Here is a 22,781-nt window from a genome sequence, read left to right as displayed (position 1 = left end):
GCATTGGCTGTCCAGCCGGTCGTTACACAAGGTTAGCAGCTAGCCGGGGGTGGTGCTAATCGGCTTACACCGGGGCCTATCGTGTGGGACATGAGTGACACCCCTGCCGAGTCCGCCGGATCTGCCGCCGGCCCCGACTTCGACGAGATGACCCGCGACATCGCCGAGGTCCCCGCCGTCGAGGTGATCGTGACGGTCGCCGTCAACCTGATGAGCGCCGCCGCCGTGAAGCTCGGTCTGACCGAGGAGGGCGACCAGCACAAGGACCTGGACGAGGCCCGCAAGCTGGTGCACGCCCTCGCCGGTCTGCTGGACGCGAGCACGACCGAGATCAGCTCGTTCCACGCGGCGCCGCTGCGCGACGGCCTGAAGTCGCTCCAGCTGGCCTTCCGTGAGGCGTCGATCGTCCCGGACGAGCCGGGTCAGGGACCGGGCGAGAAGTACACCGGCCCGGTCTACGGCTAGTTCATCCGCGTACGTACAGGGGCTCGCCCGGAGGCGTCGTCCCGGCCGGCAGCAGTGCCAGGTCGAGACCGCGCACCAGGCGGGCCCTCAGTGTTTCGTCGGCGGCGAGCCGCTCGGCGACCGAGCGGGCGGCCCGGGCGGGTACGGCGGACCCGTCGAGGACGAGGGCGAGGGTGCCGTCGGCCTGTCCGGGCCCGAGGTGGGCGCTGAGCACGGCGGACTCGGCGGCCACCGCGGCCCGCACCGCCTCCCGTACGGCCGGGTCGGCCAGCGGGTCGGTGGTGGTCCGGCCCTCGGCCAGCGCGAGCAGCGCGCGGCCCGTCAGCTCGTACGGCACCGGACCGGCCAGGTCCAGCACGACCGTGTCCGCCTTCTCGTGCGCAGCGGCCTGGAGGGCCTGGTGCAGGGGTACGGCGACGGGGCGGGCCGCCGGGTCCCAGCGGGCGAGCGACTCGGTGGACGTGAAGGCGGGCAGGGCGATGCGGTCGCCGGCCTTCAGGGTCGGTACGGCCATGTCGCTGGTCTTCTCGCGGCGCAGCCCGTTCTCGTCCTCCTCGACCTCGCCGAGCACGGCCACGACGGGGACGAGCAGCCGGGCCTCCTTGAGGGCCTCCAGGACCGGGCCTTCGGCGGTGCGGTCCTCGGCCCAGGCGGCGAGCGCGGCGCTCAGCCGGGGGGAGGCGGAGCCGTCGTCGTCGGAGAAGGGAGAGTCGGGAATGTTCTTGTTCGCCACGGTCACCGACCCTATCGGGGGGATGCTGCTGTGCTTGTGCGGGCCTGGAAACCGGGCTGTGACGCGTTTCACCGGAATCTCGGATTTCCCTGACGCACATCTAACGTCCGCCTAACGACCCGCACAGTCGCCGCCCCGACGATCGCGGCATGGAGTCCTCCAGAGCCCGCCGCACTCGTCCGTCCGCAAGCCGCTCGCTGGTGTACGGGGCCCTCGCCGCGGTCGCCGTCGTGGGCGCCACGGCCGCCGGGACGGTGTACGTCCAGGCCCGGGCGCACGCCGGGACGAGCGCCGTATCGTCGTCGGCGGCGGTGACGCCGTCGCCGAGCGAGGAGGTTTCGGTGGAGTCTGTGGCGCGGCCGGCGGTGGACCGCGACGGGCTGCTGGCGACGGCCCTGGAGGGGGTGGAGGTCCCCGAGGGCGTCGAGGTGTCGGTGGCGGTGCTGGACCTGGCGTCCGGTGCGAGCGCCTCGTACGGGGACCGGGCCTTCGACACGGCGAGCATCGTCAAGGTCGACATCCTGGCGGCCCTGCTGCTTCAGGCGCAGGACGCGGGGCGGCGGCTGACGGCGGCGGAGAGGGCGTACGCGACCGCGATGATCGAGGACAGCGACAACGCCTCCGCGTCGGAGCTGTGGCGGGCGATCGGGCAGGCCCAAGGGCTGGACGCCGCGAACGAGCGTCTCGGGCTCACGCGGACCGAGGGCGGCGACGGGATGTTGTGGGGGCTGACGCAGACCACCGCGGTCGATCAACTCCGGCTGTTGCGGCAGGTGTTCGGGGAGGACTCGGAGCTGAGCGAGGACTCGCGGGCGTATCTGAGCGGGCTGATGGGACGGATCGCGGCAGGGCAGCGGTGGGGGGTGTCGGCGGCGGGCGACGGGTCCGGGTGGGCGTTGAAGAACGGGTGGCTGCCGCGTACGGCGACGGGGCTGTGGGACATCAACAGCGTCGGGCGGGTGGCGGTCGACGGCCGGGACTGTCTGGTGGCCGTCCTGTCGGACGGCAACGCGACGCAGGCGGAGGGGATCGCGCTGGTCGAGGCGGCGGCGGTGGCGGCGGTGTCGCTGCTCGCCGGGCAGGACGCGTCCGTGGCCACCACCCCCACCGCGTCTGTGGCCGCCACGGCCGTGTCGTAGCGGGTCCTGTCCCGGTCGTCAGAAGTCGTGGCGTCCGCGGCGGCCGCGCCACAGGACGACCGCCCACACCAGCAGGAGGGCGCCGGCGCCTCCCGCCAGCGGGGCCGTCCAACTCGTCGTGTCGTCATCCGACTTGGCGGCGTCGGGGCCCGAGCCGAAGTACTCCTCGCCGTACCCCGCCGGCTCCAGGTTCTCCCGTTTCAGGCGGGAGGCCTTCTCGATGGCCGCGGCCGGGTCGATGAAGCCGTAGCCGCGGGAGTCGTCGCGGCCGTCGGCCGGGGCGTTGCGCGCCGTGTCCTCCAGGAGCTTCTTGATCTGGGCCGGGGTCAGGCCGGGATGGGCGGCCTTGACCAGGGCCACCGCCCCGGAGACGAAGGCGGCCGCGGCGCTCGTGCCCCAGCCCTTGTAGTACTTGTGGTCGGGGTCCGCGATGACGACGTCGACGCCGGGGGCGCTGACCGTGGCGTACCAGCGGCGGGTGGAGAAGGAGGCGCGGGTGCCGAACTTGTCGACGGCGGTCGCGGCGATGACGCCCGGGTAGGCGGCCGGGAAGGAGATGTGGTCGCCCTTCTCACCGCCGTTTCCGGCCGAGGCGACAACGACGGCTCCCTTCTTCAGGGCGTACTGCACGGCCTCGTCCTCGCCCGCTTCGGGGTGGGCGGACTTGGAGTCGTCGCCGAGGGAGAGGTTGATGACGTCGGCGCCGTGGTCCGCAGCCCAGCGGATGCCTTCGGCGAGGGCGTTGCCGCGGGTGCTGCGGGCCCTGGCGCGGGAGCGGTCGCCGTCCTCGAGGATGACGCGGACGGGGAGGATCTTCGCCTCGGGGGCGATGCCCATGACGCCGTCGCCGCCTCCGGCGCCGTGTCCGTGGCCGGCGATGATGCCGGCCATCGCGGTGCCGTGCCGGGCCCAGGCGCGGTCGCCGCGCTCGGCTCCGAAGCCGACCATGTCCTTGCCTTCGAGGACGTTGCCGACGAGGTCGGGGTGGTCGGCCTCGACGCCGGTGTCGAGGACGGCGACGGTGACGCCCTTGCCCTTGGTGGTCTGCCAGGCCTCGTCGGTACGCATGGCGTCCAGGGTCCACTGCTGGGCGCGTATGGAGTCGGCGTGCGCGGCGGTGGACGGCAGGACGGCGAGGCAGGCGCCGAGGAGGACGGCGAGAGGGCCGGTCCGCCGGGCCATGGAGGTCTTCACAGCACTGGTCACGACGACTGCTCCGTGGACGGGCCGACGTTCTTGCGCAGGGCGCGTTCGACGCGGTCGGCGAGACCCTGCGCCTCGTGGCCGAGGCCGGCCTGGGCCACGGACGTGGTGGCGCCCGGCTTCATGGCCTCCTCGGCGGGCTCGGGCTCGTCGACGGTACGGCCGTCGGCCCAGCCGGAGACGGCGTAGACGACGACGGGGGCGTCGGTGAGGACGGAGAGGGTCCAGGAGGCGCGCTGTTCGTCGCCGAATCCGGCGGCCAGGGTGCCCTTCGACGAGTAGGGGCGGGGCATCAGATCCGTACGGCGGTCGAGGCCCTCCTTGGTGAAGCTGGTGTCGAACGAGCGCATCCCGGCGGCGTCGGCGGTGGTGAAGAGCAGGCCGACGGTGGTGACGTAGCTCCGGGTGGCGTCGGTGTAGGTGGCGCGCAGGAGGCGCTGGCAGCCGACGGGAGCGAGGGCCCTGCGCAGCAGTGGGTCGAAGGCGTGCGCGCAGCCGGTGTCCGGGGCGACGGCGATCCGCGTCCAGATCCGGTCGGCGCCGCCGGGGCCCGCGCCCTGCCCGGTGACGGTGGGCGGGAACAGCCGGTCGACGGGGATGCTGTGCCACAGGCTTCCGGCCGTGGCGAAGGTGTCCTGCGCGTCGCCGTCGCCCGAGTCGCCGATCAGCCAACTCCCGGTCACGGCCCCGCCGATGAGTCCCAGCCCGAGCACGACACAGGCGGCCGCCGCGGCGAGCCGCGGGGGGATCCGCACGCCCAGGGGCCGCGGGCGCGTCTGCTCGTCGTACCCCTCGGGCTGACCGAACGACACGACGGGCCGCCCGGCTCCCGGCGCCCCGCCCGGCGCCATCGGGGCGCTCCAGGACAACGACGGGTCAGGGGCGAACGCGGCGGAGCCGTGGCCGTCGGCGGAGGGCTCGGGCATGGGGCGCTGTGGCGGCAGCGGGACGGAGGCGGGGCGCTGAGCGGGGGCGGCGCCGGAGTGGCTGGGCGGCTTCGGGGGCATGCCTACAGCGCTCTGGCCGGCTCCACCGGCCGACTGCGGGGGCGTACCGGCGGAACGCTGTGCGGGCCCGGAGCCCGACTGCCAGGGCAGGCCGGCGGAGCCCTGTGCGGGCTCGGAGCCCGACTGCCGGGGTGGGCCGGCGGAGCCCTGTGCCGGGCGGCCTGAGCCCGGCTGGGGCGGTGTGCCCGGCGAACCGTGGGCGGCGCCCGTGCCGGGGGGCGTGCCCGCCGGGCTCCCTGGGGTCGACGGGGGGTTGCCGGGCTCGCGGGACGGCTCCGTCCGGATGGGGCGGAGACGGAAGGTGGTCTCGGCCGCGGTCTCGGCGGGGGCGTTCGTACGGCGGGGAGTCGCGGGCCGGTCGGCCGGGCGGGGCGGGGTGGCGCCGGTTGCGGTCCGGCCGGCGTTCTCGCGGTGCAACGAACCGCCACTCTCCGGGTAACCCGCCGTGGGCGGCGTGTCCGGGAAGCGGGCCGAGGCCCGGGGCGGCGGGGCCGTGGGGGGACTGTCTCCCGAGGCCGGGACACGCAGGTCAGGGAGAGGCTGCGCACCGGAGGAGGCGGAGCCGGGGTGACCGGGGCCGGTCGTCCGGGGAGCGTCGCCGGGGGTCCGTGGGGCACGTGTCCCGGGGGCGTCCGTCTGCTCACCCTGGGCGTCGTCGGCCCTCGGCGGCTCCGCGGGTCTCGGCGGGACCGTGGGGCGGGGCGGGGCGGAAGGGGGCGGGGGTGTCGCCGGACGTGGGGGGATGGGGGCGCGCCGCGCTTCCGTGCTCATGCACCCCCCGTTTCCTCATGTCCCGGGCCCGATCCCGTCCGCGGGCCGTCGTTCCGTGTTGCCTGCCCCGGCCCGGCACGGACTCCTCCGACCAGGCACGCATACCCGCACAGGAGAAGCGTCATCCCGGCGACTGTGCGCCCGGGAACGTTCCCCACATGCGTGCGCGTCACTCTACGGGTTGATCCTGGGCGAACGGGAACCAGTCCGGGACCCCGTGTGCATCTGCCCGGAACATCCCCCTACCCTGCGGTAATCCTGCATGGGAGGCTTCGTTCATGACTGCGCGCGCCGCCGACCGGGCCCGTTACGACCGGGCCACCGCCCATCTCGACGCCCCTCTCGCGATCGTGGACCTGGACGCCTTCGACGCCAACGCGGACGACCTGCTCCGCCGGGCCGGCGGGAAGCCGATTCGCGTCGCCAGCAAGTCCGTACGCTCCCGAGCCCTGCTGGAACGCGTCCTCGCGAAGGACGGGTTCGCGGGGATCATGTCCTTCACCCTCGCCGAGTCCCTGTGGCTGGCACGGTCCGGCTTCGACGACGTCCTGCTCGCCTATCCGTCCGCCGACAAGGCCGGGTTCGCCGAGCTGACCAGTGATCCCAAGCTCGCCTCCGCCGTCACCGTGATGATCGACGACCCGGCGCAGCTCCGGCTCATCGACGAGGCCCGGGACGGCGGGCGAGAAGTGGTGCGGGTCTGCCTGGAGTTGGACACCTCGCTGAAGCTGCTCGGCGGGCGGGTACGCGTCGGCGCCCGGCGTTCGCCGCTGCACTCCCCCGTGCAGGTCGCCGACATGGCCCGGTTCGTCGCCGGGCGGCCGGGGTTCGAGCTGGTCGGGATCATGGCGTACGAGGGCCATATCGCCGGGGTCGGGGACTCCGTGGCGGGGCGGCCGTTGCGGTCGCGTGCCGTGCGGCTGATGCAGGCCGCCGCCCGCCGGGAACTCGCCGAGCGGCGGGCCGAGGTGGTGCGGGCCGTCCGGGCCGTGGCGCCGGGTCTCGAGTTCGTCAACGGTGGCGGGACGGGCAGTGTGCAGTTCACGGCCGCCGAGGACTGTGTGACGGAGATCGGGGCCGGGTCGGGGCTGTATGTGCCGCGGCTGTTCGACAACTACACGTCCTTCAGCGGGCGTCCGGCCGCGCTGTTCGCCCAGCCCGTCGTGCGCCGGCCGGGGGTCGGGGTGGTGACCGTCCTCGGGGGCGGGTATCCGGCCTCGGGCGCGGCGGGACCCGACCGGCTGCCGGTGCCGTATCTGCCGGAGGGGCTTCGGTACGACCCCCAGGAGGGGCCCGGCGAGGTGCAGACGCCGCTGATGGGTTCCCCGGCCGACGATCTGCTGCTCGGCGACAAGGTGTGGTTCCGGCACGCCAAGGCCGGTGAGCTGTGCGAGCGGTTCGACACGCTGCATCTCGTCGAGGGCGACTCGGTGACGGGGGCCGTACCGACGTACCGGGGCGAGGGCCACACGTTCCTCTAGCCCGGTAGCCCGGTAGCCCGGTAGCCCGATAGCCCGGTCCGGTCCGGTCCCGTCGCTCAGTCCGACGTGGACCGGATGCCCTTGGTCAGGCGGTCCATGTCGGCCAGGGGCGGCCCGTCCTCGCCCGCGTCGAAGACGTAGCGGACGACGACCGGCGCCTCCGTGCCGACGCGGGACGGGAAGGCGAGTGACTGGACGTATCCGCCGGGTCCCTCGGCCGTCCTGACCCGCCAGCGCACGTAGTACCCGGCGCGGCCCGCCACCTGTGCCGGTCCGGACTTGACGACCTCGTGGGACCTGATGCCGCCGAAGGGGCGCCGGCCGACGCTGTCGCGGTCGTAGGCCTCGTCGGCCGCGTCCTGGATGTCGGCCTTGGCGAGGGCCTCCGGGGAGGTCCCGTCGTCCGTGCTCGCCGTGCGGGAGATGACCTTGCCGTGCCGGCAGAAGCCGAAGTCGGCGGGGCAGTCGTAAGTGCCGTCGGTGGTCATGAGGACGTCGGCCTCGGCGAGGCCGCGCGGTCTGACCCAGCCGGTGAGCAACGGCAGGGTGATGCCGTTGAGCTGGTCCACGACGACGGCCGGGTCCTCGTCGGAGGGCTCCGAGGTGGACTCCGACGGGGTGGGGGTCGGGGTCGGGGTGGGTGTGTCGGTGCTCGGCTCGCGGGAGGTGGACTCCGAGGCCGCGAGGGTGGGTGCGGTGGTCACCTCCGCGCCGTCGTCCTTGCCGAGCACGATCGCGCCGGTGACGATCGCGGTGACCAGGACGGCTCCGGCGGCGGTGAGAGCGACGACCTTGGACCGCCGCCCCGCGGCATCACCGGCGGACGGCGGCCCCGCAGACGGCCCGGGCACCGGCGGTCCCGAGGGTTCGGGAGCGCGCCGGTGCTCGGTCCAGGCCGTTCCGTCCCACCAGCGCTCCAGATGCGGGGCCTTGGGGTCGCGGTACCAGCCGGGCGGAGGAGTGCTGCTCATTCCGGCCACTGTAGGGCGGCCTACAGCGGCGTGACGTACGCCCCGGAGATTCCGCCGTCGACCAGGAAGTCGGTGGCGTTCACGAAGGAGGAGTCGTCGCTGGCCAGGAAGGCGACGGCGGCGGCGATCTCCTCGGCCTCGGCGAAGCGGCCGACCGGGATGTGGACCAGGCGGCGTGCGGCGCGCTCGGGGTCCTTGGCGAACAGTTCCTGGAGGAGCGGGGTGTTGACCGGGCCCGGGCACAGGGCGTTGACCCGGATGCCGTCGCGGGCGAACTGGACGCCCAGCTCGCGGGACATGGCGAGGACGCCGCCCTTGGAGGCCGTGTACGAGATCTGGGACGTGGCGGCGCCCATCCTCGCCACGAAGGACGCCGTGTTGATGATGGAGCCCTTGCCCTGCCGGCGCATGTAGGGGATGGCGGCCTTGCAGCACAGGTAGACGGAGGTGAGGTTGACCTCCTGGACGCGTTTCCAGGCCTCCAGGCCGGTCTCCAGGATGGAGTCGTCGTCGGGCGGCGAGATACCGGCGTTGTTGAAGGCGATGTCGACGCTGCCGTAGGTGTCGTACGCCGTCCTGAAGAGCGCCTCGACCTGCTCGGCGTCGGTGACGTCGACCTTGACGAAGGTCCCGCCGACCTCCTCGGCGGCGGCCTTGCCGCGCTGTTCGTCGACGTCGCCGCAGACGACGTGGGCGCCCTCGGAGGCGAGGCGGCGGGCGGTGGCGAGGCCGATGCCGCTGCCGGCTCCGGTGATGACGGCCGTACGGCCGACGAGGCGACGGCACACGTTTGCTTCGGTCACTGTGCGGGGCCTTCCGTGCTTTCGGTGCTGATGAAGACGTTCTTGGTTTCGGTGAAGGCGGTCAGGGCGTCCGGGCCCAGTTCGCGGCCGATGCCGGACTGCTTGAAGCCGCCGAACGGGGTCCAGTAGCGGACGCTGGAGTGGGAGTTGACGGACAGGTTGCCGGCCCGGACCGCCTGGGAGACGCGCAGGGCACGGCCGACGTCACGGGTCCAGATGGAGCCGGAGAGGCCGTAGTCGGTGGCGTTGGCGAGGGCGACGGCCTCCGCCTCGTCCTCGAAGGGAAGGACCACGGCGACGGGCCCGAAGACCTCCTCGACAGCCACGCGCGCGTGTGCGTCGACGCCGGTGAGGACGGTCGGCGGGAACCAGAAGCCGGGGCCTTCGGGTGCCTTGCCGCGGATGCCCTCGGCGCCCTGGTCGACGTACGAACGCACCCGTTCCAGCTGGGACTTGGAGATCAGCGGGCCCATGTCGGTCTTCTCGTCGGCCGGGTCGCCGACCGTCACCGCCTCGATGGCGGGGGCCAGCAGGTCGAGGAAGCGGTCGTAGGCGGAGCGCTGGACGAGGATGCGGGTGCGGGCGCAGCAGTCCTGGCCGGAGTTGTCGAGGAAGGACATGGGGGCGGCGGCCGCGGCGGCTTCGAGGTCGGCGTCGGCGAAGACGATGTTGGGGCTCTTGCCGCCGAGTTCGAGGGTGACGCGCTTGAGGAGCGCCGAGCCCTTCGCCCACACCTGTTTGCCCACGGCCGTCGACCCGGTGAAGACGATCTTCGCGACGCCCGGGTGCTCGACGAGCGCGTTGCCCGCGACGGGCCCGTGGCCGGGCAGCACCTGGAAGACCCCCTCGGGAAGCCCCGCCTCCAGGGCCAGCTCCGCCAGCCGCAGAGCCGTCAGCGGGGTCGTCTCGGCGGGCTTGAGGATGACCGCGTTGCCGGCCGCGAGCGCCGGGGCCGTGCCCCAGGCCGCGATCGGCATCGGGAAGTTCCAGGGCGCGATGACGCCGACGACGCCGAGCGGTTCGAGGATCGTGATGTTCAGGCCGCCGGGGACCGGGATCTGGCGCCCCGTCAGCCGTTCCACTCCCCCGGCCGCGTAGTCGAGCAGATCGCGGACGTTGCCCGCCTCCCAGCGGGCGTTGCCGACGGTGTGCCCGGCCTCGCGGACCTCCAACCGGGCGAGTTCTTCGAGGTGTTCGTCGACGGCGACGGCGAACCGGCGCAGCATCCGGGCGCGTTCGCCGGGCGCGAGGGCAGCCCATGCGGACTGCGCCTTCGAGGCCCGTGCGACGGCGGCGTCGACGTCGGCCGCGGTGGCGGCGGGGACGGTGGCGATGACCTCTTCGGTGGCCGGATTCAGTACCTGGAGCTGGTCGGACAAGGAGGGCCTCACATGCGTTCGAAGGAGCGGCGCAGCTCCCAGTCGGTGACCGCGGCGTCGAAGGCGTCCAGCTCGACGCGCGCCATGTTGCGGTAGTGGGCGACGACCTCGTCGCCGAAGGCGGCCTTGGCGATCGGGCTGTTCTCCCAGAGTTCGGCGGCCTCGCGCAGGGTCGTGGGGACGTGCTCGAAGCCGGCGGCGTAGGCGTTGCCGGGGCAGGGCTCGGGCAGCTCCAGCTTCTGCTCGACGCCGTAGAGGCCGGCCGCGACGAGTCCGGCGACGGCGAGGTGCGGGTTGACGTCGCCGCCGGGGAGCCGGTTCTCGAAGCGCATCGAGCGGCCGTGGCCGACGACGCGCAGGGCGCAGGTGCGGTTGTCGTGGCCCCAGGCGACGGCGGTCGGGGCGAAGGAGCCGGGCTGGAACCGCTTGTAGGAGTTGATGTTGGGGGCGTAGAGGAGGGAGAAGTCCCGGAGCGCGGCCAGCTGGCCCGCGAGGAAGTGCCGCATGACCTCGGACATGCCGCCGGGGTCGTCGGAGGTGCCCGCCATGACGTTGTTGCCGTCGGCGTCGGCGAGCGAGAGGTGGATGTGGCAGGAGTTGCCCTCGCGCTCGTTGTACTTGGCCATGAAGGTGATCGAGACGCCCTCCTGGGCGGCGATCTCCTTGGTGCCGGTCTTGTAGATGGCGTGCTGGTCGCAGGTGACCAGGGCGTCGTCGTACTTGAAGGCGATCTCGTGCTGGCCCGGGTTGCACTCGCCCTTGGCGGACTCGACGGTGAGGCCGGCGCCCGCCATTTCGTTGCGGATACGGCGCAGCAGCGGCTCGATCCGTCCGGTGCCGAGCACCGAGTAGTCGATGTTGTACTGGTTCGCCGGCGTGAGCCCTCTGTAGTTGGCGTCCCAGGCCTGTTCGTAGGTGTCCTTGAAGACGATGAACTCCAGCTCGGTGCCGACCTTGGCGGTGTACCCGAGCTCGGCGAGGCGCTCCAGCTGGCGGCGCAGGATCTGGCGGGGCGCGGCCACCACGGGCGAGCCGTCCTCCCAGGCCAGGTCGGCGACGAGCATGGCCGTACCGGCATTCCAGGGGACGCGGCGGAGAGTGGCCAGGTCGGGGTGCATGGCGAAGTCGCCGTAGCCTCGGTCCCAGGAGGACATCTCGTAGCCGTCGACGGTGTTCATCTCGGTGTCGACGGCGAGGAGGTAGTTGCAGCCCTCGGTGCCGTGGTGGAGCACCTCGTCGAGGAAGAAGCGGGCGGCGAACCGCTTGCCCTGGAGCCGCCCTTGCATATCGGGGAAGGCCAGGACGACAGTGTCGATCTCACCGCCTGCGACGAGGGCGTGCAGCTCCTCGACGCTCAGCGGGGGTGTGCGGTCTGCCACGGGAGAGCCTCCATTCGGCTACTTCGGTCAGCCGGGAGCCATAAGGTATGACTGATGACCATTGCTTGGGAAGGGGGTACGGCCATATGTCGCAGGCGGGCACGGAACAGGGGGCGGCCGGGGCATCCGGAGCGCCGGGGGCGCCGGGGGCGCCGGGGGCGGACGACCGGCTGACGTCGGTGCTGCGGCCGGTGCGGGCCGGCAACGGCTTCGAGGAGGCGCTGGAGCAGATCCTCCAGGTCGTCCGGCTCGGCCTGGTGCCGGGCGGCGAGCGGCTCCCGGCCGAGCGCGAGCTGGCCGACCGGCTGGGGATCAGCCGGGTGACGCTGCGCGAGGTGCTGAAGGTCCTCCAGGACCAGGGCCTGGTCGAGTCGCGGCGCGGACGCTACGGCGGCACGTTCGTGCTGCCGCGCCCCGACACCCCCGGCGAGGAGGAGCTGCGCCGCCGCCTGAAGGACGTCGACGTCGAGGACGCCCTGCGCTTCCGCGAGGTGCTCGAGGTGGGCGCGGCCGGACTGTGCGCCGCGCACGGGCTGGACGAGGAGCAGGCCGACCGGCTCCGCGAGGCACTGGCACGCACGCACGACGCCCCGCTCGCCGAGTACCGCCGCCTGGACACCCTGCTGCATCTGACGCTCGCCGAGCTGTCCGGCTCCCCCACGCTCACCGCCCAGTACGCGGCCGTACGGGCGACGGTCAACGACCTGCTCGACTGCATCCCGCTCCTCGTCCGAAATCTGGAGCACTCGCAACGCCAGCACACCGCGCTCGTGGAAGCGGTGATCGAGGGCAACGCGGAGTGCGCGCGGGAGATCATGCGTGAGCACTGCGGGGGGACGGCGGCGCTGCTGCGGGGCTTCCTCGGCTGAGCCCCTCCCGCACCGGGTGGGCGCGGTTCGGCTCCGCTCGGCCCGGCTCGCGGTGAGCCAAGGATTTACGGGCGATTAACGCACGGGTATTGCCTTCCCCCCACCGACCCCGCAAAGGTGTGGATCCACTCCATTGAACCGGAGCTCGGTCGACCCCACCGTGCCCGGAAAGATCTCCTGTCCGCCGCCCCGTGGGAGTCTGCCCATGTCCCTGGAATCCACCAGTTCACCCGGCACACCGGGTACGCCCGCCCCCGAGGGGGACGACTATCTGGAGCGCAGGACCCTGCGCCGCGGCAGCGCCGGCTGGGTGCTGCTGACCGGTCTCGGTGTCGCCTACGTCGTCTCCGGCGACTACTCGGGCTGGAACTTCGGCCTGGCCGAAGGCGGCTTCGGGGGCCTGGCCATCGCCATGGTGCTCATGGGTGCGATGTACGCCTGCATGGTGTTCGCACTGGCCGAGCTGTCCTCGATCCTGCCCACGGCGGGCGGCGGCTACGGCTTCGCCCGCCGCGCCCTCGGCCCCTGGGGAGGCTTCCTCACCGGTACGGCGATCCTCATCGAGTACGTCCTCGCGCCCGCCGCCATCGTCATCTTCATCGGCGACTACGTCGAGTCGCTGGGCCTGTTCGGCCTGGAGTCCGGCTGGCCGGTGTACCTGGTCTGCTTCGCGATCTTCCTCGGCATCCATCTCTGGGGCGTCGGCGAGGCGCTGCGCTTCAGCTTCGTCGTCACCGGCATCGCGGTGGCGGCCCTGATCGTGTTCGCGCTGGCGGCGCTGCCCGAATTCTCCCCCGGCTCGCTGGACGACATCCCGGTCGACCCGTCGGCTGCGGGGTCGAACTCCTGGCTGCCCTACGGCCTGCTCGGCATCTGGGCGGCGTTCCCGTTCGGCATGTGGTTCTTCCTGGGCGTGGAGGGGGTGCCGCTGGCCGCCGAGGAGACCAAGGAGCCGGCCCGTACGCTGCCGAAGGCGATCCGCTGGTCGATGGGCATTCTGGTGGTCCTCGCGGTGGTCACGTTCTTCGCGGCGGCCGGGGCGCGCGGTTCCGCGGCGATCCAGGAGGCGGGCAACCCGCTGGTCGAGGCGCTCCAGCCGAACGGCGAGGCCACGACACTGAGCCGGATCGTGAACTACGCGGGCCTCGCGGGCCTGGTGGCCTCCTTCTTCTCGCTGATCTACGCGGGCTCGCGCCAGCTGTTCGCCCTGTCCCGCGCGGGCTACCTGCCCCGCTTCCTCTCCCTCACCAGCAGCCGCAAGGCGCCGTACCTGGGCCTGCTCGTGCCCGGCACGATCGGCTTCCTGCTGGCGGCGGTGTCCGGCGACGGCGCCCGGATGCTGAACATCGCGGTCTTCGGCGCGACGATCTCCTACGCCCTGATGTCCCTCTCCCACATCGTGCTGCGCCGCCGCGAGCCGGAGCTGCCGCGGCCGTACCGTACGCCGGGCGGGGTACTGACGTCCTCGGTCGCCCTGGTGCTGGCCTGTGCGGCACTCGTGGCCACCTTCCTGGTGGACGTGACGGCGGCGGTGATCGCGCTGGTGGTGTACGTGGTGGCGCTCGCCTACTTCGGCCTCTACAGCCGTAAGCGTCTGGTGGCGAAGGCGCCGGAGGAGGAGTTCGCGGCGCTGGCGGCGGCCGAGGCAGAGTTGGCACGGGACTGAGGTAGCGAGCTGTGAGGGAGTTGCTGTGGCCAGGCCGCTGATCGGTGTCAGCACCTATCTGGAGCCCGGGGTGCGGTGGGGCGTGTGGGAGCTGGAGGCCGCCCTGCTGCCGGCCGGTTACCCCCGGCTGGTGCAGCGGGCCGGCGGCCTCGCCGCGATGCTCCCGCCGGACGATCCGGCACACGCGTGCGCGGTGGTCGCCCGGCTGGACGGGCTGGTCGTCGCGGGCGGGCCCGATGTGGAGCCGGTCCGCTACGGCGCGGAGCGTGAGCCGCGGACCGGGCCGCCTGCGCGGGCGCGGGACGCCTGGGAGCTGGCCCTGATCGACGCGGCGCTGGCCGCGGGTGTGCCTCTGCTCGGGATCTGCCGCGGCATGCAGCTCCTGAACGTCGCCCTCGGCGGCACGCTGGTCCAGCACATCGACGGGCACGCCGAGGTCGTCGGTGTCTTCGGCAGCCACACCGTGAAGCCGGTGCCGGGGAGTCTGTACGCCGGTGTCGTGCCGGAGGAGACCTCGGTTCCGACGTACCACCATCAGGCCGTGGATCGGCTGGGTGAGGGTCTGGTCGCTTCGGCGTACGCGGGCGACGGGACGGTCGAGGCGGTGGAACTGGCGTCCGGGGGGTGGGTGTTGGGGGTGCAGTGGCATCCGGAGATGGGGGAGGATGTGCGGGTGATGGGGGGTTTGGTGCGGGCGGCCGGCGGCGGCTGACCAAGGTTTTCGCCCCCGCCGCCCCTACCCGTCCCATCCTTCTGGGGCTCCGCCCCAGACCCCGCTCCTCCAACGCCGGAGGGGCTGGATCTACCGGCCCGGCGTGCATCTTTCAGCCCATCCGGCGTTCGAGGACAAAGCCACCGCCGTCCCGAACCCCCACCCACCCACAGGGGACTACACCAGGCCTGGACCTGCCAGCCCCTCCAACGTTCGAAGACGAGACCACCACCATCCCGAACCCCCACCCACCCACAGGGGACTACACCGAGCCTGGACCTCCCAGCCCGTCCGGCGTTCGAGGACAAGGCCACCACCGTCCCGAACCCCCACCCACCCACAGGGGGCTACGCCGGGCCTGGATCTTTCAGCCCGTCCGGCGTTTGAGGACGAGGCCCGGAGGGCCGACAGTGGGGGTCTGGGGGCGCAGCCCCCAGGGACGGGACGGGTAGGGGCGGCGGGGGCGAGGAACTAGCCGCGGGTCAGGGACAGCAGGTCTCGGGCCGGGCCCACCGGGCGGTGGCCCGTCGGCCACACCGCCCGCAGGTCCCGCGCGAGGGACACGTCCGCGAGCGGCACACTCACCAACCGCCGCATCGACAGCTCCTCCCCCACCGCGAGCTCACTCAGCACCGCCGGCCCCGCCCCACCCACCGCGGCCGCCTTCACCGCCGTGGTGGACGACAGCTCGATCAGCGGCCGCGCCAACCCACCCAACGCCGCGTCCAGAACCTGCCGGGTCCCCGACCCCTTCTCCCGAAGGATCAACGGGGTCACCGCCAACTCCGACGCATCCAACGGCCGCCGCCGCCGCGCCCAGACATGCCCCGGCGCCGTCACCACGATCAGGTTGTCGTGAGCGATCACCACGGAGTCCAGCCCCGTCGGCACACTCAACCCCTCCACGAACCCCAAGTCCGCCTCGTCCGCCAGCAACCGCTCCGCGACGGCAGCCGAGTTCCCGGCGAGCAGAGACACCGCCGTGTCCGGCCGCTGGGCGCGCAGCGCGAGCAGCCACCCCGGCAGCAGGTACTCCGCGATCGTCATGCTCGCCGCCACCCGCAGCCGCGAGTCCCGCCGGTCCCGCAACGCCTGCGCCCCCGCGTCGAACGCCTCCGCCGCCTCCACGACACGCCGCGCCCAGTCCGTCACCAGCGCCCCGGCGTCCGTGAGCCGGGAGCCCCGAGGTGACCGGTCCACCAAGGCCACCCCCAACTGGCGTTCCATCGACCGGATCCGGCTGCTCGCCGCCGGCTGAGTGATCCCCAGCTCCCGCGCCGCCCCACCGAGACTGCCTAGCCGGGCCACCGCCAGCAACAGCTCCAGTGCACCGAGATCGGGGACCCGATGTGCCAGGGATCCCGTGCGAAACTGCCCCTCCGCCGACTGAGTCATAAGCCCAGTTTATGTCGCCATAGAGGCAAACTCCCTGGTGGGAGATGACAGACCCCACGACGCTGATCCCATGGTCACCGCCGTCCGCCATCTCGGACCCAACTGGTACGCCGCCGTCATGGGCACCGCCGCCGTCGCCACCGCCGGAGCCGGGCTGCCGGTCCACGTCCCCGGCCTGCGTACCGCCTGCACGGCCGTCTGGGCGCTCTCCCTCGTCCTGCTGCTCACCCTCCTCGCCGCCCGCGCCCTGCACTGGACCCACCACCGCGACCAGGCCCGCGACCACCTCCTCGACCCGGCCACGGCGCCCTTCTACGGCTGCCTGGCGATGGCACTGCTGGCCGTCGGCGGCGGCGCGATCACCGTCGGCGGGGACTGGATCGGCGCAGGTGCGGCGGTCCTACTCGACGCCCTGCTGTTCAGCGTCGGTACGGCCATCGGACTGGCGGCCGCCGTCGCCGTCCCGTACCTCATGGCCGTACGCCATCGCGTGGAACCGTCGCAGGCCACGCCCGTATGGCTGCTGCCGCTCGTCGCGCCGATGGTGTCCGCCGCGCTCGGCCCGCTCCTGGTGCCGCATCTGCCGCCCGGGCAGGCCCGGGAGACGCTGCTCCTGGCGTGTTTCGCGATGTTCGGGCTGAGTCTCCTGGCCACCCTGCTGATGCTGCCGCTGGTCTTCGCCCGCCTGATCACCGGCGGCCCGCTCCCCCTCGCTCTCACCCCGACCCTGTTCCTGGTGCTGGGCCCGCTCGGGCAGTCCACCACCGCCGTCAGCGCGTTCGCGGACGTGGCGCCCGGAGTTCTCCCGCCCCCGTACAGCGAGGCCTTCGGCCTCCTCGCCGTCCTCTACGGCGTCCCCGTCATGGGCTTCGCCCTCCTCTGGTCCGCTCTCGCCACCGCCCACGTCCTGCGCGCCCGACGGCGCGGCATGGGCTTCACGATGACGTGGTGGGCGTTCACCTTCCCGGTCGGCACCTGCGTCACCGGCGCCGAGGCCCTGGCACGGCACACCGGACTCGTCGTCTACGAGGCCCTCGCCCTCGGCCTGTACGGCGTACTCGTCGCAGCCTGGACCATCGCCGCCGTGCGCACCGCCCAGGGCCTGCTCAACGGCAGACTGCCCGCAGCACCTCACCCAACACCCGCGACACCTCCACCAGCGACACCCCGCCCCACGTCAGCCGCCGCCCACAAAGACCCACCCCCGACAACGCACCGCCACCACACGCACACACCCGGCCCCCTCAACGGCAAGCCGCCCGCAGCACCTCGCCCAACACCCGCGGCGCCTCGGCCAGCGACGGGCCGTACCACGTCAGGTGCCGCCCGCTGACCAGCGCGCAGGGCAGGCCGGGGAACGCCTCGGGGCCGTCTTCGGCCGTGAAGCGGTAGGGCTCGTCGGGGAGGACCACGATGTCCGGGGCCGGTGTCCGCAGGTCGTCCAGGGGGAGGCGGGGGTAGCGGTCCTCGTGGGTCGCGTGGAGGTGGTCGACGCCCAGGCGGGACAGGACGTCGCCCGCGAAGGTGTCGCTGCCCAGCACCATCCACGGGCGGCGCCAGATCGGGACCACGGCTGTCGTACGGCGTGCCGGGACCGGCAGCGACGACCAGGTGTCCTCCGCCTCGTCCAGCCAGTGCGGGCGGGCCGGGGCACCGCAGGCGTCCAGTACGCGGGCCAGTTCGCGGAAGGCCTGCGGTACGTCCCGCACCTGTGTGACCAGGACCTCGACGCCGGCCGCGCGGAGGGCGGCGAGGTCGGGCTCGCGGTTCTCCTCCTCGTTGGCGAGCACCAGGTCGGGGGCGAGGGTGAGGATCCGGTCGACGTCGGGGTTCTTGGTGCCGCCTACGCGGGTGACGTCCAGGTCGGCCGGGTGGCTGCACCAGTGCGTCGCGCCGACCAGGACACCGGGGGCCGACACGGCCACGGCCTCCGTCAGGGACGGCACGAGCGAGACGACGCGCATCAGCGCCCCGGCCGGTCCCGGACCGCCTCGATGTGCTCGGCCACCGCGACGACGACCACCCGCGTGTCCGGCACCGTCGCCCGCCAGCGGTGGCGCACTCCGCCGGTGAGGTACAGGGTGTCGCCCCGGCCCAGGCGGTAGGCGCGGCCTTCGGCCTCGATCTCCACGGCGCCGTCGGCGACGTACATCAACTGGTCGTTGCGGTACTGGAATTCACGGCCCGCGTCATGGTCGCCGGTGAACTCCGAGGCGTGCATCTGATGGTGACCGCGCACCAGGGAACGTGCCCGTGGTTCCGGCGCCAGCTCGGTGGCCTCGGCCCGGACCACGTCGACGCTGCACGCCGGGTCGGCGGCGGCGAGGAGTTCGACGGCGGTCGTACGCAGCGCGTCGGCGACCTTTTCGAGGGAGGTCCTGCTGGGGCGCGCCCGGTCGTTCTCGATCTGGCTCAGGAAGGGCACGGACAGGCCGCAGCGCTCGGACACGACAGCGAGGGTGAGGCCCAGCGCACGGCGTCGACGCCGCACGGCCGCGCCCACCCGAAGGGGCTGTTCTTTGTGGTCGCCCATCGCTCCGGCTCCCTCCTTGGCTAGTCGGTCCGCTGCCCTCGCGCCCGTCGCCCGGCGCACACCTTCTGTTGAGTTCTCTGCACCCTACGCATGTTCGGCAAACCGTTTCATGCGCCCGTCACATCGACGACACGTCAGGGGGAGTACGACCCATGGGTTCGCGCCAGCCGGATCGAACCCCGGAACGCGCAGGCCGCCCCCGCGTCACCGCTGACCCCCGTTCAGCACCAGTATCCCGTGTTCATCTCAATGCTGCGGCGGCTTCCCGTGTTCCCTGGTGGGTGCGGGTGGGTGCGGGTGGCGTGCCCGGCCCGGGAGGGAGAGGCGGGGAGAGCCGGGGGCGTGGCGTAGCGCTCTGTGGTTGGCCGGATCCTTCTCGTGGGCGCGGACAGGTGTCAGCATGGGCGCGCGCCGGCGGTATGGCACACGGAACCGGGCATACAGAACGGGTGCGGGATTCACCTACGCATGAATCCCGCACCCGGTGTCCGCGTCCGTGTCGTGTCCGTGTCCGTGTCCGTGTCCCACTGTGTCCACGGCAAGACCCGTGGAGCTATCCCGCCACTGGCGCCAGCTCGTCCTCGATCCCGGGGTGAGCGTCCATCCAACGGCGTGCCGACTCCTTCTCGTTTCCGGCGCCGCCCTTCTGGATCTCCACCTCCAGTGAGGCGAGTTGTTCCTCGGTCAGCTTGAAGTCCTTGAGCCAGCCGCTGAGTTCGGGGAACTCCTGGCCGAAGCCCTTCTTGGCCACCGTGTGGATCTGTTCGCCCTTGCCCCAGGCGCCCTCGGGATCCTTGAGCTTCTTCAGGTCGTACTTGCCGTACGCCCAGTGCGGCGACCACAGCGTGACCACCACCGGCTCACGCTTCTTGATCGACCGGTCCAGCTCCGCCAGCATCGACGACGTACTCGACGACACCACCTTGTACTCGCCCTCGAGGCCGTACGCCTTCAGCACCGACTTGTTCAGCGTCCCCATCATCCCGGCACTCGCCTCAATGCCGATGATCTTCCCGCCGAACTCCTTGCCCCGACCCTTCAGGTCAGCCAGCGAATCGACACCCTTCACATACGACGGCACCGTCAGCTCCAGCGACGTCGGCCCGTACCACGAGCCGAGGTCCTCCAACTTCCCCTTGAAGCGGTCCACATACTCCTTGTGCGTGGTCGGCAGCCAGCCGTCCAGCTGTACGTCCATCTGCCCCTGGGCGAGCGAGGTGTAGAGCGGGCCGGGGTCGAGCTGTTTGACGTTCGGCTTGTAGCCGCGGTCCTCCAGGATGTTCTGCCAGAGGTAGGTGGCGGCGATGGCCTCGTCCCACGGGAAGTAGCCCATGTCGACAGTCTTGCCCGCGTCCTTGCCCTGCGCCTTCGCGGCGCCGGCGACCGGGGCGAGCTTGTTCACCAGGCCGGGGTTCTTCTTCAGCCAGGTGCGGACACCGTCCTGCTCACGGCCTTCGCCGGCGGCGCGGATGTCGTTCTCCAGGCCGGTCAGCTGCTGCTCGGTGAGCTTGAAGTCCTTCAGCCACTTCGCAACGGTCGGGTCCTTCTTCGCGAAGCCCTTGTGCGCGACGGTGTGGATCTGTTCGCCCTTGCCCCAGGCACCCTCGGGATCCTTGAGCTTCTTCAGGTCGTACTTGCCGTACGCCCAGTGCGGCGACCACAGCGTGACCACCACCGGCTCACGCTTCTTGATCGACCGGTCCAGCTCCGCCAGCATCGACGACGTACTCGACGACACCACCTTGTACTCGCCCTCGAGGCCGTACGCCTTCAGCACCGACTTGTTCAGCGTCCCCATCATCCCGGCACTCGCCTCAATGCCGATGATCTTCCCGCCGAACTCCTTGCCCCGACCCTTCAGGTCAGCCAGCGAATCGACACCCTTCACATACGACGGCACCGTCAGCTCCAGCGACGTCGGCCCGTACCACGAGCCGAGGTCGTCGAGCTGGGAGCTGTACTTGTCCCAGTACGCCTTGTGCGTGGTCGGCAGCCAGGCGTCGGTCTGGAAGTCGATGTCGCCGCGGGCCACGCCCGAGTAGAGCGGGCCGGGGTCGAGCTGCTTGACGTCGGTCTCGTAGCCGCGCTGCTCCAGGAGCTCCTTCCACAGGTATGTGGTGGCGGTGCCCTCGTCCCAGGGGATGTAGCCGATGTTGATCTTCTTGCCCTGGCCGACGTTCGTGCCGGCCCCGGCCTCCTGGCTGCTCCCTGAGCCGGCCAGGTTCATGCCGCCCGCGACGAGCGCGAGGATCACGACGCCGACGACCGCCACAGCGCCGCCCGGCTTGTAGTGGGCGAGCCGGAAGCGGCCCGCGGCGGCGACGGCCGCCTTGGCGGCGGCCCGGCGGCCGAGCGGGGAGACCCGCTGGCCCAGCGCCCCGGTCATCCGGTCCAGGTACATCGCGAGGATGACCACGGCGACCCCGCTCTCGGCGGCCAGGCCGACCTTGAGCTGGGTGATCGCGGAGTAGACCTGCTCGCCGAGGCCGCCGGCGCCGGCCATGCCGCCGATGACCACCATCGACAGGGCCAGCATGATGACCTGGTTGACCCCGGCCATGATCGTCGGCAGCGCGAGCGGCAGCTGGACGCGGGCCAGGGTGCTGCGCGGGCTGGTGCCGAACGCCTCGGCCGCCTCGATCAGCTCACCGTCCACCTGCCGGATGCCCAGCTCGGTCATGCGCACGCCCGGGGGCATGGCGAAGATGATCGTCGCGAGGAGGCCGGGGGTGGTGCCGACTCCGAAGAACATGACGCCGGGGATGAGGTAGATGAACGCCGGCATCGTCTGCATGACGTCGAGCACCGGCCGCAGCTGGGCGCCGACCCGCTCGCTGCGGGCGGCCCAGATGCCGAGCGGCACCGCGAGGACGATGGTGACCACCGAGGCGACGAGGACGAGCGAGAGCGTGTCCATCGCGTCGTCCCACAGCCCGAGCGAGTCGATCAGGGCGAGGCCGGCGAAGGCCAGCGCACCGGGCAGCAGTCCGCGCAGCCAGCACGCGATCACCGCGAGGACGCCGGCCATGAGCAGCGGCTCGCCGCCGCCGAGGACCGTGTCGACCCCGTCGTACATGCCGCCGAGCACCGTGTTGACGAGGTCGAACAGCCAGGTCAGGTGGGACTGGAGCCAGCCCACCAGGTCTTCTATCCAGTCACCGAAGTGGAGCCTAGGCATGGGCGGTCACCTTCCCGTCGCGGGAATCGCGCGGGTCGTCGCAGGGCGCGGGCTCGCCCTGCTGGTCGCCGAGGAAGCCGATCAGCCGTTGTCTCGGTACGCGCCCGACGAGTTTCCCCTTCTCGTCGAGGACGGCCACGGGGTGCGTCAGACGGGCGCTGATCGCGCAGAGTTCGGTGAACGGGGTGTCAGTCGTCGCGGTCTCGCAGCCGCATCCGACCTCGTCGCCGGCGATGTCCTCGTCCATGACGGCCGCCGCGGTCAGCACGCGGGAACGGTCGACGTCCTGGATGAAGGAGGCGACGTAGTCGTTGGCCGGGCGCAGGAGGATGTCCTGCGCCGAGCCGGTCTGGACGATACGGCCGTCCCGCATGACCGCGATGCGGTCACCCAGGCGCATGGCCTCGTTGAGGTCGTGAGTGATGAAGACGATCGTCTTCTTCAGGGTCTGCTGGAGCTGGAGCAGCTGGTCCTGCATGTCCCGGCGGATCAGCGGGTCGAGCGCGCTGAAGGACTCGTCCATGAGGAGCAGGTCGGCGTCGGTGGCCAGGGCGCGGGCGAGGCCCACGCGCTGCTGCATACCGCCGGACAGCTCGTCGGGCCAGGACTTCTCCCAGCCGGCCAGTCCGCACAGGGCCAGCGCCTCGCCGGCGCGCTTCTCGCGCTCGGCGCGGGGCACGCCCTGCACGGCCAGACCGTAGGCGGCGTTCTCCAGCACGCTGCGGTGCGGGAAGAGCGCGAAGTGCTGGAAGACCATGCTGATCTTGTTCGCGCGGACCTCGCGCAGCTCGCGGTCGCCGATCGCGGTCAGGTCCTGGCCGTCGAAGCGGACGTGACCCGCGGTCGGCTCCAGGAGTCCGTTGAGCATGCGCAGCAGCGTGGACTTGCCGGATCCGGACAGGCCCATGACGACGAAGATCTGGCCTGGTTCCACGGTGAAGGAGGCGTCGATCACGGCGGCGGTGGTGCCGTCGGCGCGCAGCTCCTCCCGGTCGGCCCCGTGGCGGAGCCGTTCGACAGCCTCGTCCGGTCGTCTCCCGAACACCTTGTACAGATGTTCGGCCTCAAGCCTTGCTGACACGGGTACCTCTTGTCTC

19 protein-coding genes are annotated in these 22,781 nt (G+C 72.1%); 7 read left to right on the top strand and 12 right to left on the bottom strand.

Going from position 1 to position 22,781, the window contains the following annotated elements:
- Nucleotides 1–90: 90 nt before the first annotated feature.
- Nucleotides 91–465, top strand: coding sequence for a DUF1844 domain-containing protein (locus KUM44_RS38760; RefSeq protein WP_217214465.1), 375 nt, complete (start codon nucleotides 91–93; stop codon nucleotides 463–465).
- A gap of 1 nt (nucleotide 466) precedes the next feature.
- On the opposite strand, the gene KUM44_RS38755 is transcribed toward KUM44_RS38760, so the two are convergent.
- Nucleotides 467–1,198, bottom strand: a complete 732-nt coding sequence (locus KUM44_RS38755; RefSeq protein WP_217214464.1) for an SseB family protein — start codon at nucleotides 1,196–1,198, stop codon at nucleotides 467–469.
- 149 nt (nucleotides 1,199–1,347) lie between these two features.
- Here KUM44_RS38755 and KUM44_RS38750 point away from each other — a divergent pair, with 149 nt between their 5' ends.
- Nucleotides 1,348–2,337 carry a serine hydrolase gene (locus KUM44_RS38750; protein WP_217214463.1) on the top strand — a complete coding sequence of 330 codons (990 nt, stop codon included), beginning with the start codon at nucleotides 1,348–1,350 and terminating at the stop codon, nucleotides 2,335–2,337.
- An 18-nt stretch (nucleotides 2,338–2,355) separates the two neighbouring features.
- Here KUM44_RS38750 and mycP read toward each other — a convergent pair whose 3' ends face one another.
- Both mycP and KUM44_RS38740 read right to left on the bottom strand, forming a co-directional pair.
- Nucleotides 2,356–3,519 (bottom strand): type VII secretion-associated serine protease mycosin, encoded by a 1,164-nt coding sequence (mycP, locus tag KUM44_RS38745; protein WP_217214579.1) that lies wholly within the window; start codon nucleotides 3,517–3,519, stop codon nucleotides 2,356–2,358.
- A gap of 20 nt (nucleotides 3,520–3,539) precedes the next feature.
- Nucleotides 3,540–4,547 carry a hypothetical protein gene (locus KUM44_RS38740; protein WP_302186108.1) on the bottom strand — a complete coding sequence of 336 codons (1,008 nt, stop codon included), beginning with the start codon at nucleotides 4,545–4,547 and terminating at the stop codon, nucleotides 3,540–3,542.
- A gap of 1,049 nt (nucleotides 4,548–5,596) precedes the next feature.
- On the opposite strand from KUM44_RS38740, the gene KUM44_RS38735 reads away from it, so the two are divergent.
- Nucleotides 5,597–6,799, top strand: a complete 1,203-nt coding sequence (locus KUM44_RS38735; protein ID WP_217214462.1) for an amino acid deaminase/aldolase — start codon at nucleotides 5,597–5,599, stop codon at nucleotides 6,797–6,799.
- 56 nt (nucleotides 6,800–6,855) lie between these two features.
- Here KUM44_RS38735 and KUM44_RS38730 read toward each other — a convergent pair whose 3' ends face one another.
- Genes KUM44_RS38730 through KUM44_RS38715 form a run of 4 tightly spaced genes read right to left on the bottom strand, consistent with a single transcriptional unit; the run spans nucleotide 6,856 to nucleotide 11,331 of the window.
- The gene (locus KUM44_RS38730) at nucleotides 6,856–7,770 is read right to left on the bottom strand and encodes a DUF2510 domain-containing protein (protein WP_217214461.1); all 915 of its coding nucleotides are present in this window, start codon (nucleotides 7,768–7,770) and stop codon (nucleotides 6,856–6,858) included.
- A gap of 20 nt (nucleotides 7,771–7,790) precedes the next feature.
- Nucleotides 7,791–8,573 carry a 3-oxoacyl-ACP reductase gene (locus KUM44_RS38725; RefSeq protein WP_217214460.1) on the bottom strand — a complete coding sequence of 261 codons (783 nt, stop codon included), beginning with the start codon at nucleotides 8,571–8,573 and terminating at the stop codon, nucleotides 7,791–7,793.
- Nucleotides 8,570–9,952, bottom strand: a complete 1,383-nt coding sequence (locus KUM44_RS38720) for an aldehyde dehydrogenase (protein ID WP_254390729.1) — start codon at nucleotides 9,950–9,952, stop codon at nucleotides 8,570–8,572. Before KUM44_RS38720 ends, KUM44_RS38725 begins: the two co-directional genes overlap by 4 nt.
- 8 nt (nucleotides 9,953–9,960) lie before the next feature.
- A complete protein-coding gene (locus tag KUM44_RS38715) occupies nucleotides 9,961–11,331 on the bottom strand; it encodes a glutamine synthetase family protein (protein WP_217214458.1) in 1,371 nt (456 codons plus the stop codon).
- Nucleotides 11,332–11,417: 86 nt separating this feature from the next.
- On the opposite strand from KUM44_RS38715, the gene KUM44_RS38710 reads away from it, so the two are divergent.
- The 3 genes from KUM44_RS38710 to KUM44_RS38700 all read left to right on the top strand — a co-directional run bounded on the left by KUM44_RS38710 (nucleotide 11,418) and on the right by KUM44_RS38700 (nucleotide 14,578).
- A complete protein-coding gene (locus KUM44_RS38710; protein WP_254390728.1) occupies nucleotides 11,418–12,200 on the top strand; it encodes a FadR/GntR family transcriptional regulator in 783 nt (260 codons plus the stop codon).
- 205 nt (nucleotides 12,201–12,405) lie between these two features.
- A complete protein-coding gene (gene eat, locus KUM44_RS38705; protein ID WP_217214457.1) occupies nucleotides 12,406–13,866 on the top strand; it encodes an ethanolamine permease in 1,461 nt (486 codons plus the stop codon).
- Between the two features lie 25 nt (nucleotides 13,867–13,891).
- Entirely contained in the window at nucleotides 13,892–14,578 is a 687-nt protein-coding gene (locus tag KUM44_RS38700) for a gamma-glutamyl-gamma-aminobutyrate hydrolase family protein (RefSeq protein WP_308402820.1), read from the top strand.
- Nucleotides 14,579–15,049: 471 nt separating this feature from the next.
- Here KUM44_RS38700 and KUM44_RS38695 read toward each other — a convergent pair whose 3' ends face one another.
- Nucleotides 15,050–15,973 (bottom strand): LysR family transcriptional regulator, encoded by a 924-nt coding sequence (locus KUM44_RS38695; protein ID WP_217214456.1) that lies wholly within the window; start codon nucleotides 15,971–15,973, stop codon nucleotides 15,050–15,052.
- Between the two features lie 70 nt (nucleotides 15,974–16,043).
- Between KUM44_RS38695 and KUM44_RS38690 the strand changes: the two genes are divergently transcribed.
- Nucleotides 16,044–17,306: a TDT family transporter gene (locus tag KUM44_RS38690; RefSeq protein WP_217214455.1), complete on the top strand. Its 1,263-nt coding sequence runs from the start codon at nucleotides 16,044–16,046 to the stop codon at nucleotides 17,304–17,306.
- On the opposite strand, the gene KUM44_RS38685 is transcribed toward KUM44_RS38690, so the two are convergent.
- From KUM44_RS38685 to KUM44_RS38670, 4 genes are all read right to left on the bottom strand, one after another.
- Nucleotides 17,218–17,937, bottom strand: coding sequence for a helical backbone metal receptor (locus KUM44_RS38685; protein ID WP_217214454.1), 720 nt, complete (start codon nucleotides 17,935–17,937; stop codon nucleotides 17,218–17,220). The two genes, KUM44_RS38690 and KUM44_RS38685, sit on opposite strands and share 89 nt — an antisense overlap.
- Entirely contained in the window at nucleotides 17,937–18,506 is a 570-nt protein-coding gene (locus KUM44_RS38680; RefSeq protein WP_217214453.1) for a helix-turn-helix domain-containing protein, read from the bottom strand. Before KUM44_RS38680 ends, KUM44_RS38685 begins: the two co-directional genes overlap by 1 nt.
- Nucleotides 18,507–19,059: 553 nt before the next feature.
- On the bottom strand, nucleotides 19,060–21,684 hold the full coding sequence (locus tag KUM44_RS38675; protein ID WP_217214452.1) for an ABC transporter permease/substrate binding protein: 2,625 nt from the start codon (nucleotides 21,682–21,684) through the stop codon (nucleotides 19,060–19,062).
- Nucleotides 21,677–22,765, bottom strand: coding sequence for a glycine betaine/L-proline ABC transporter ATP-binding protein (locus KUM44_RS38670; RefSeq protein WP_217214451.1), 1,089 nt, complete (start codon nucleotides 22,763–22,765; stop codon nucleotides 21,677–21,679). The genes KUM44_RS38675 and KUM44_RS38670 overlap by 8 nt, the downstream gene beginning before the upstream one ends.
- Nucleotides 22,766–22,781 lie beyond the last annotated feature (16 nt).

The organism is Streptomyces sp. AC550_RSS872 (assembly GCF_019049285.1).
Classification (GTDB): Bacteria; Actinomycetota; Actinomycetes; order Streptomycetales; family Streptomycetaceae; genus Streptomyces.
The sequence above is the reverse complement of the archived record's forward strand: the minus strand, read 5'-3'. Positions and strand labels throughout refer to the sequence as shown.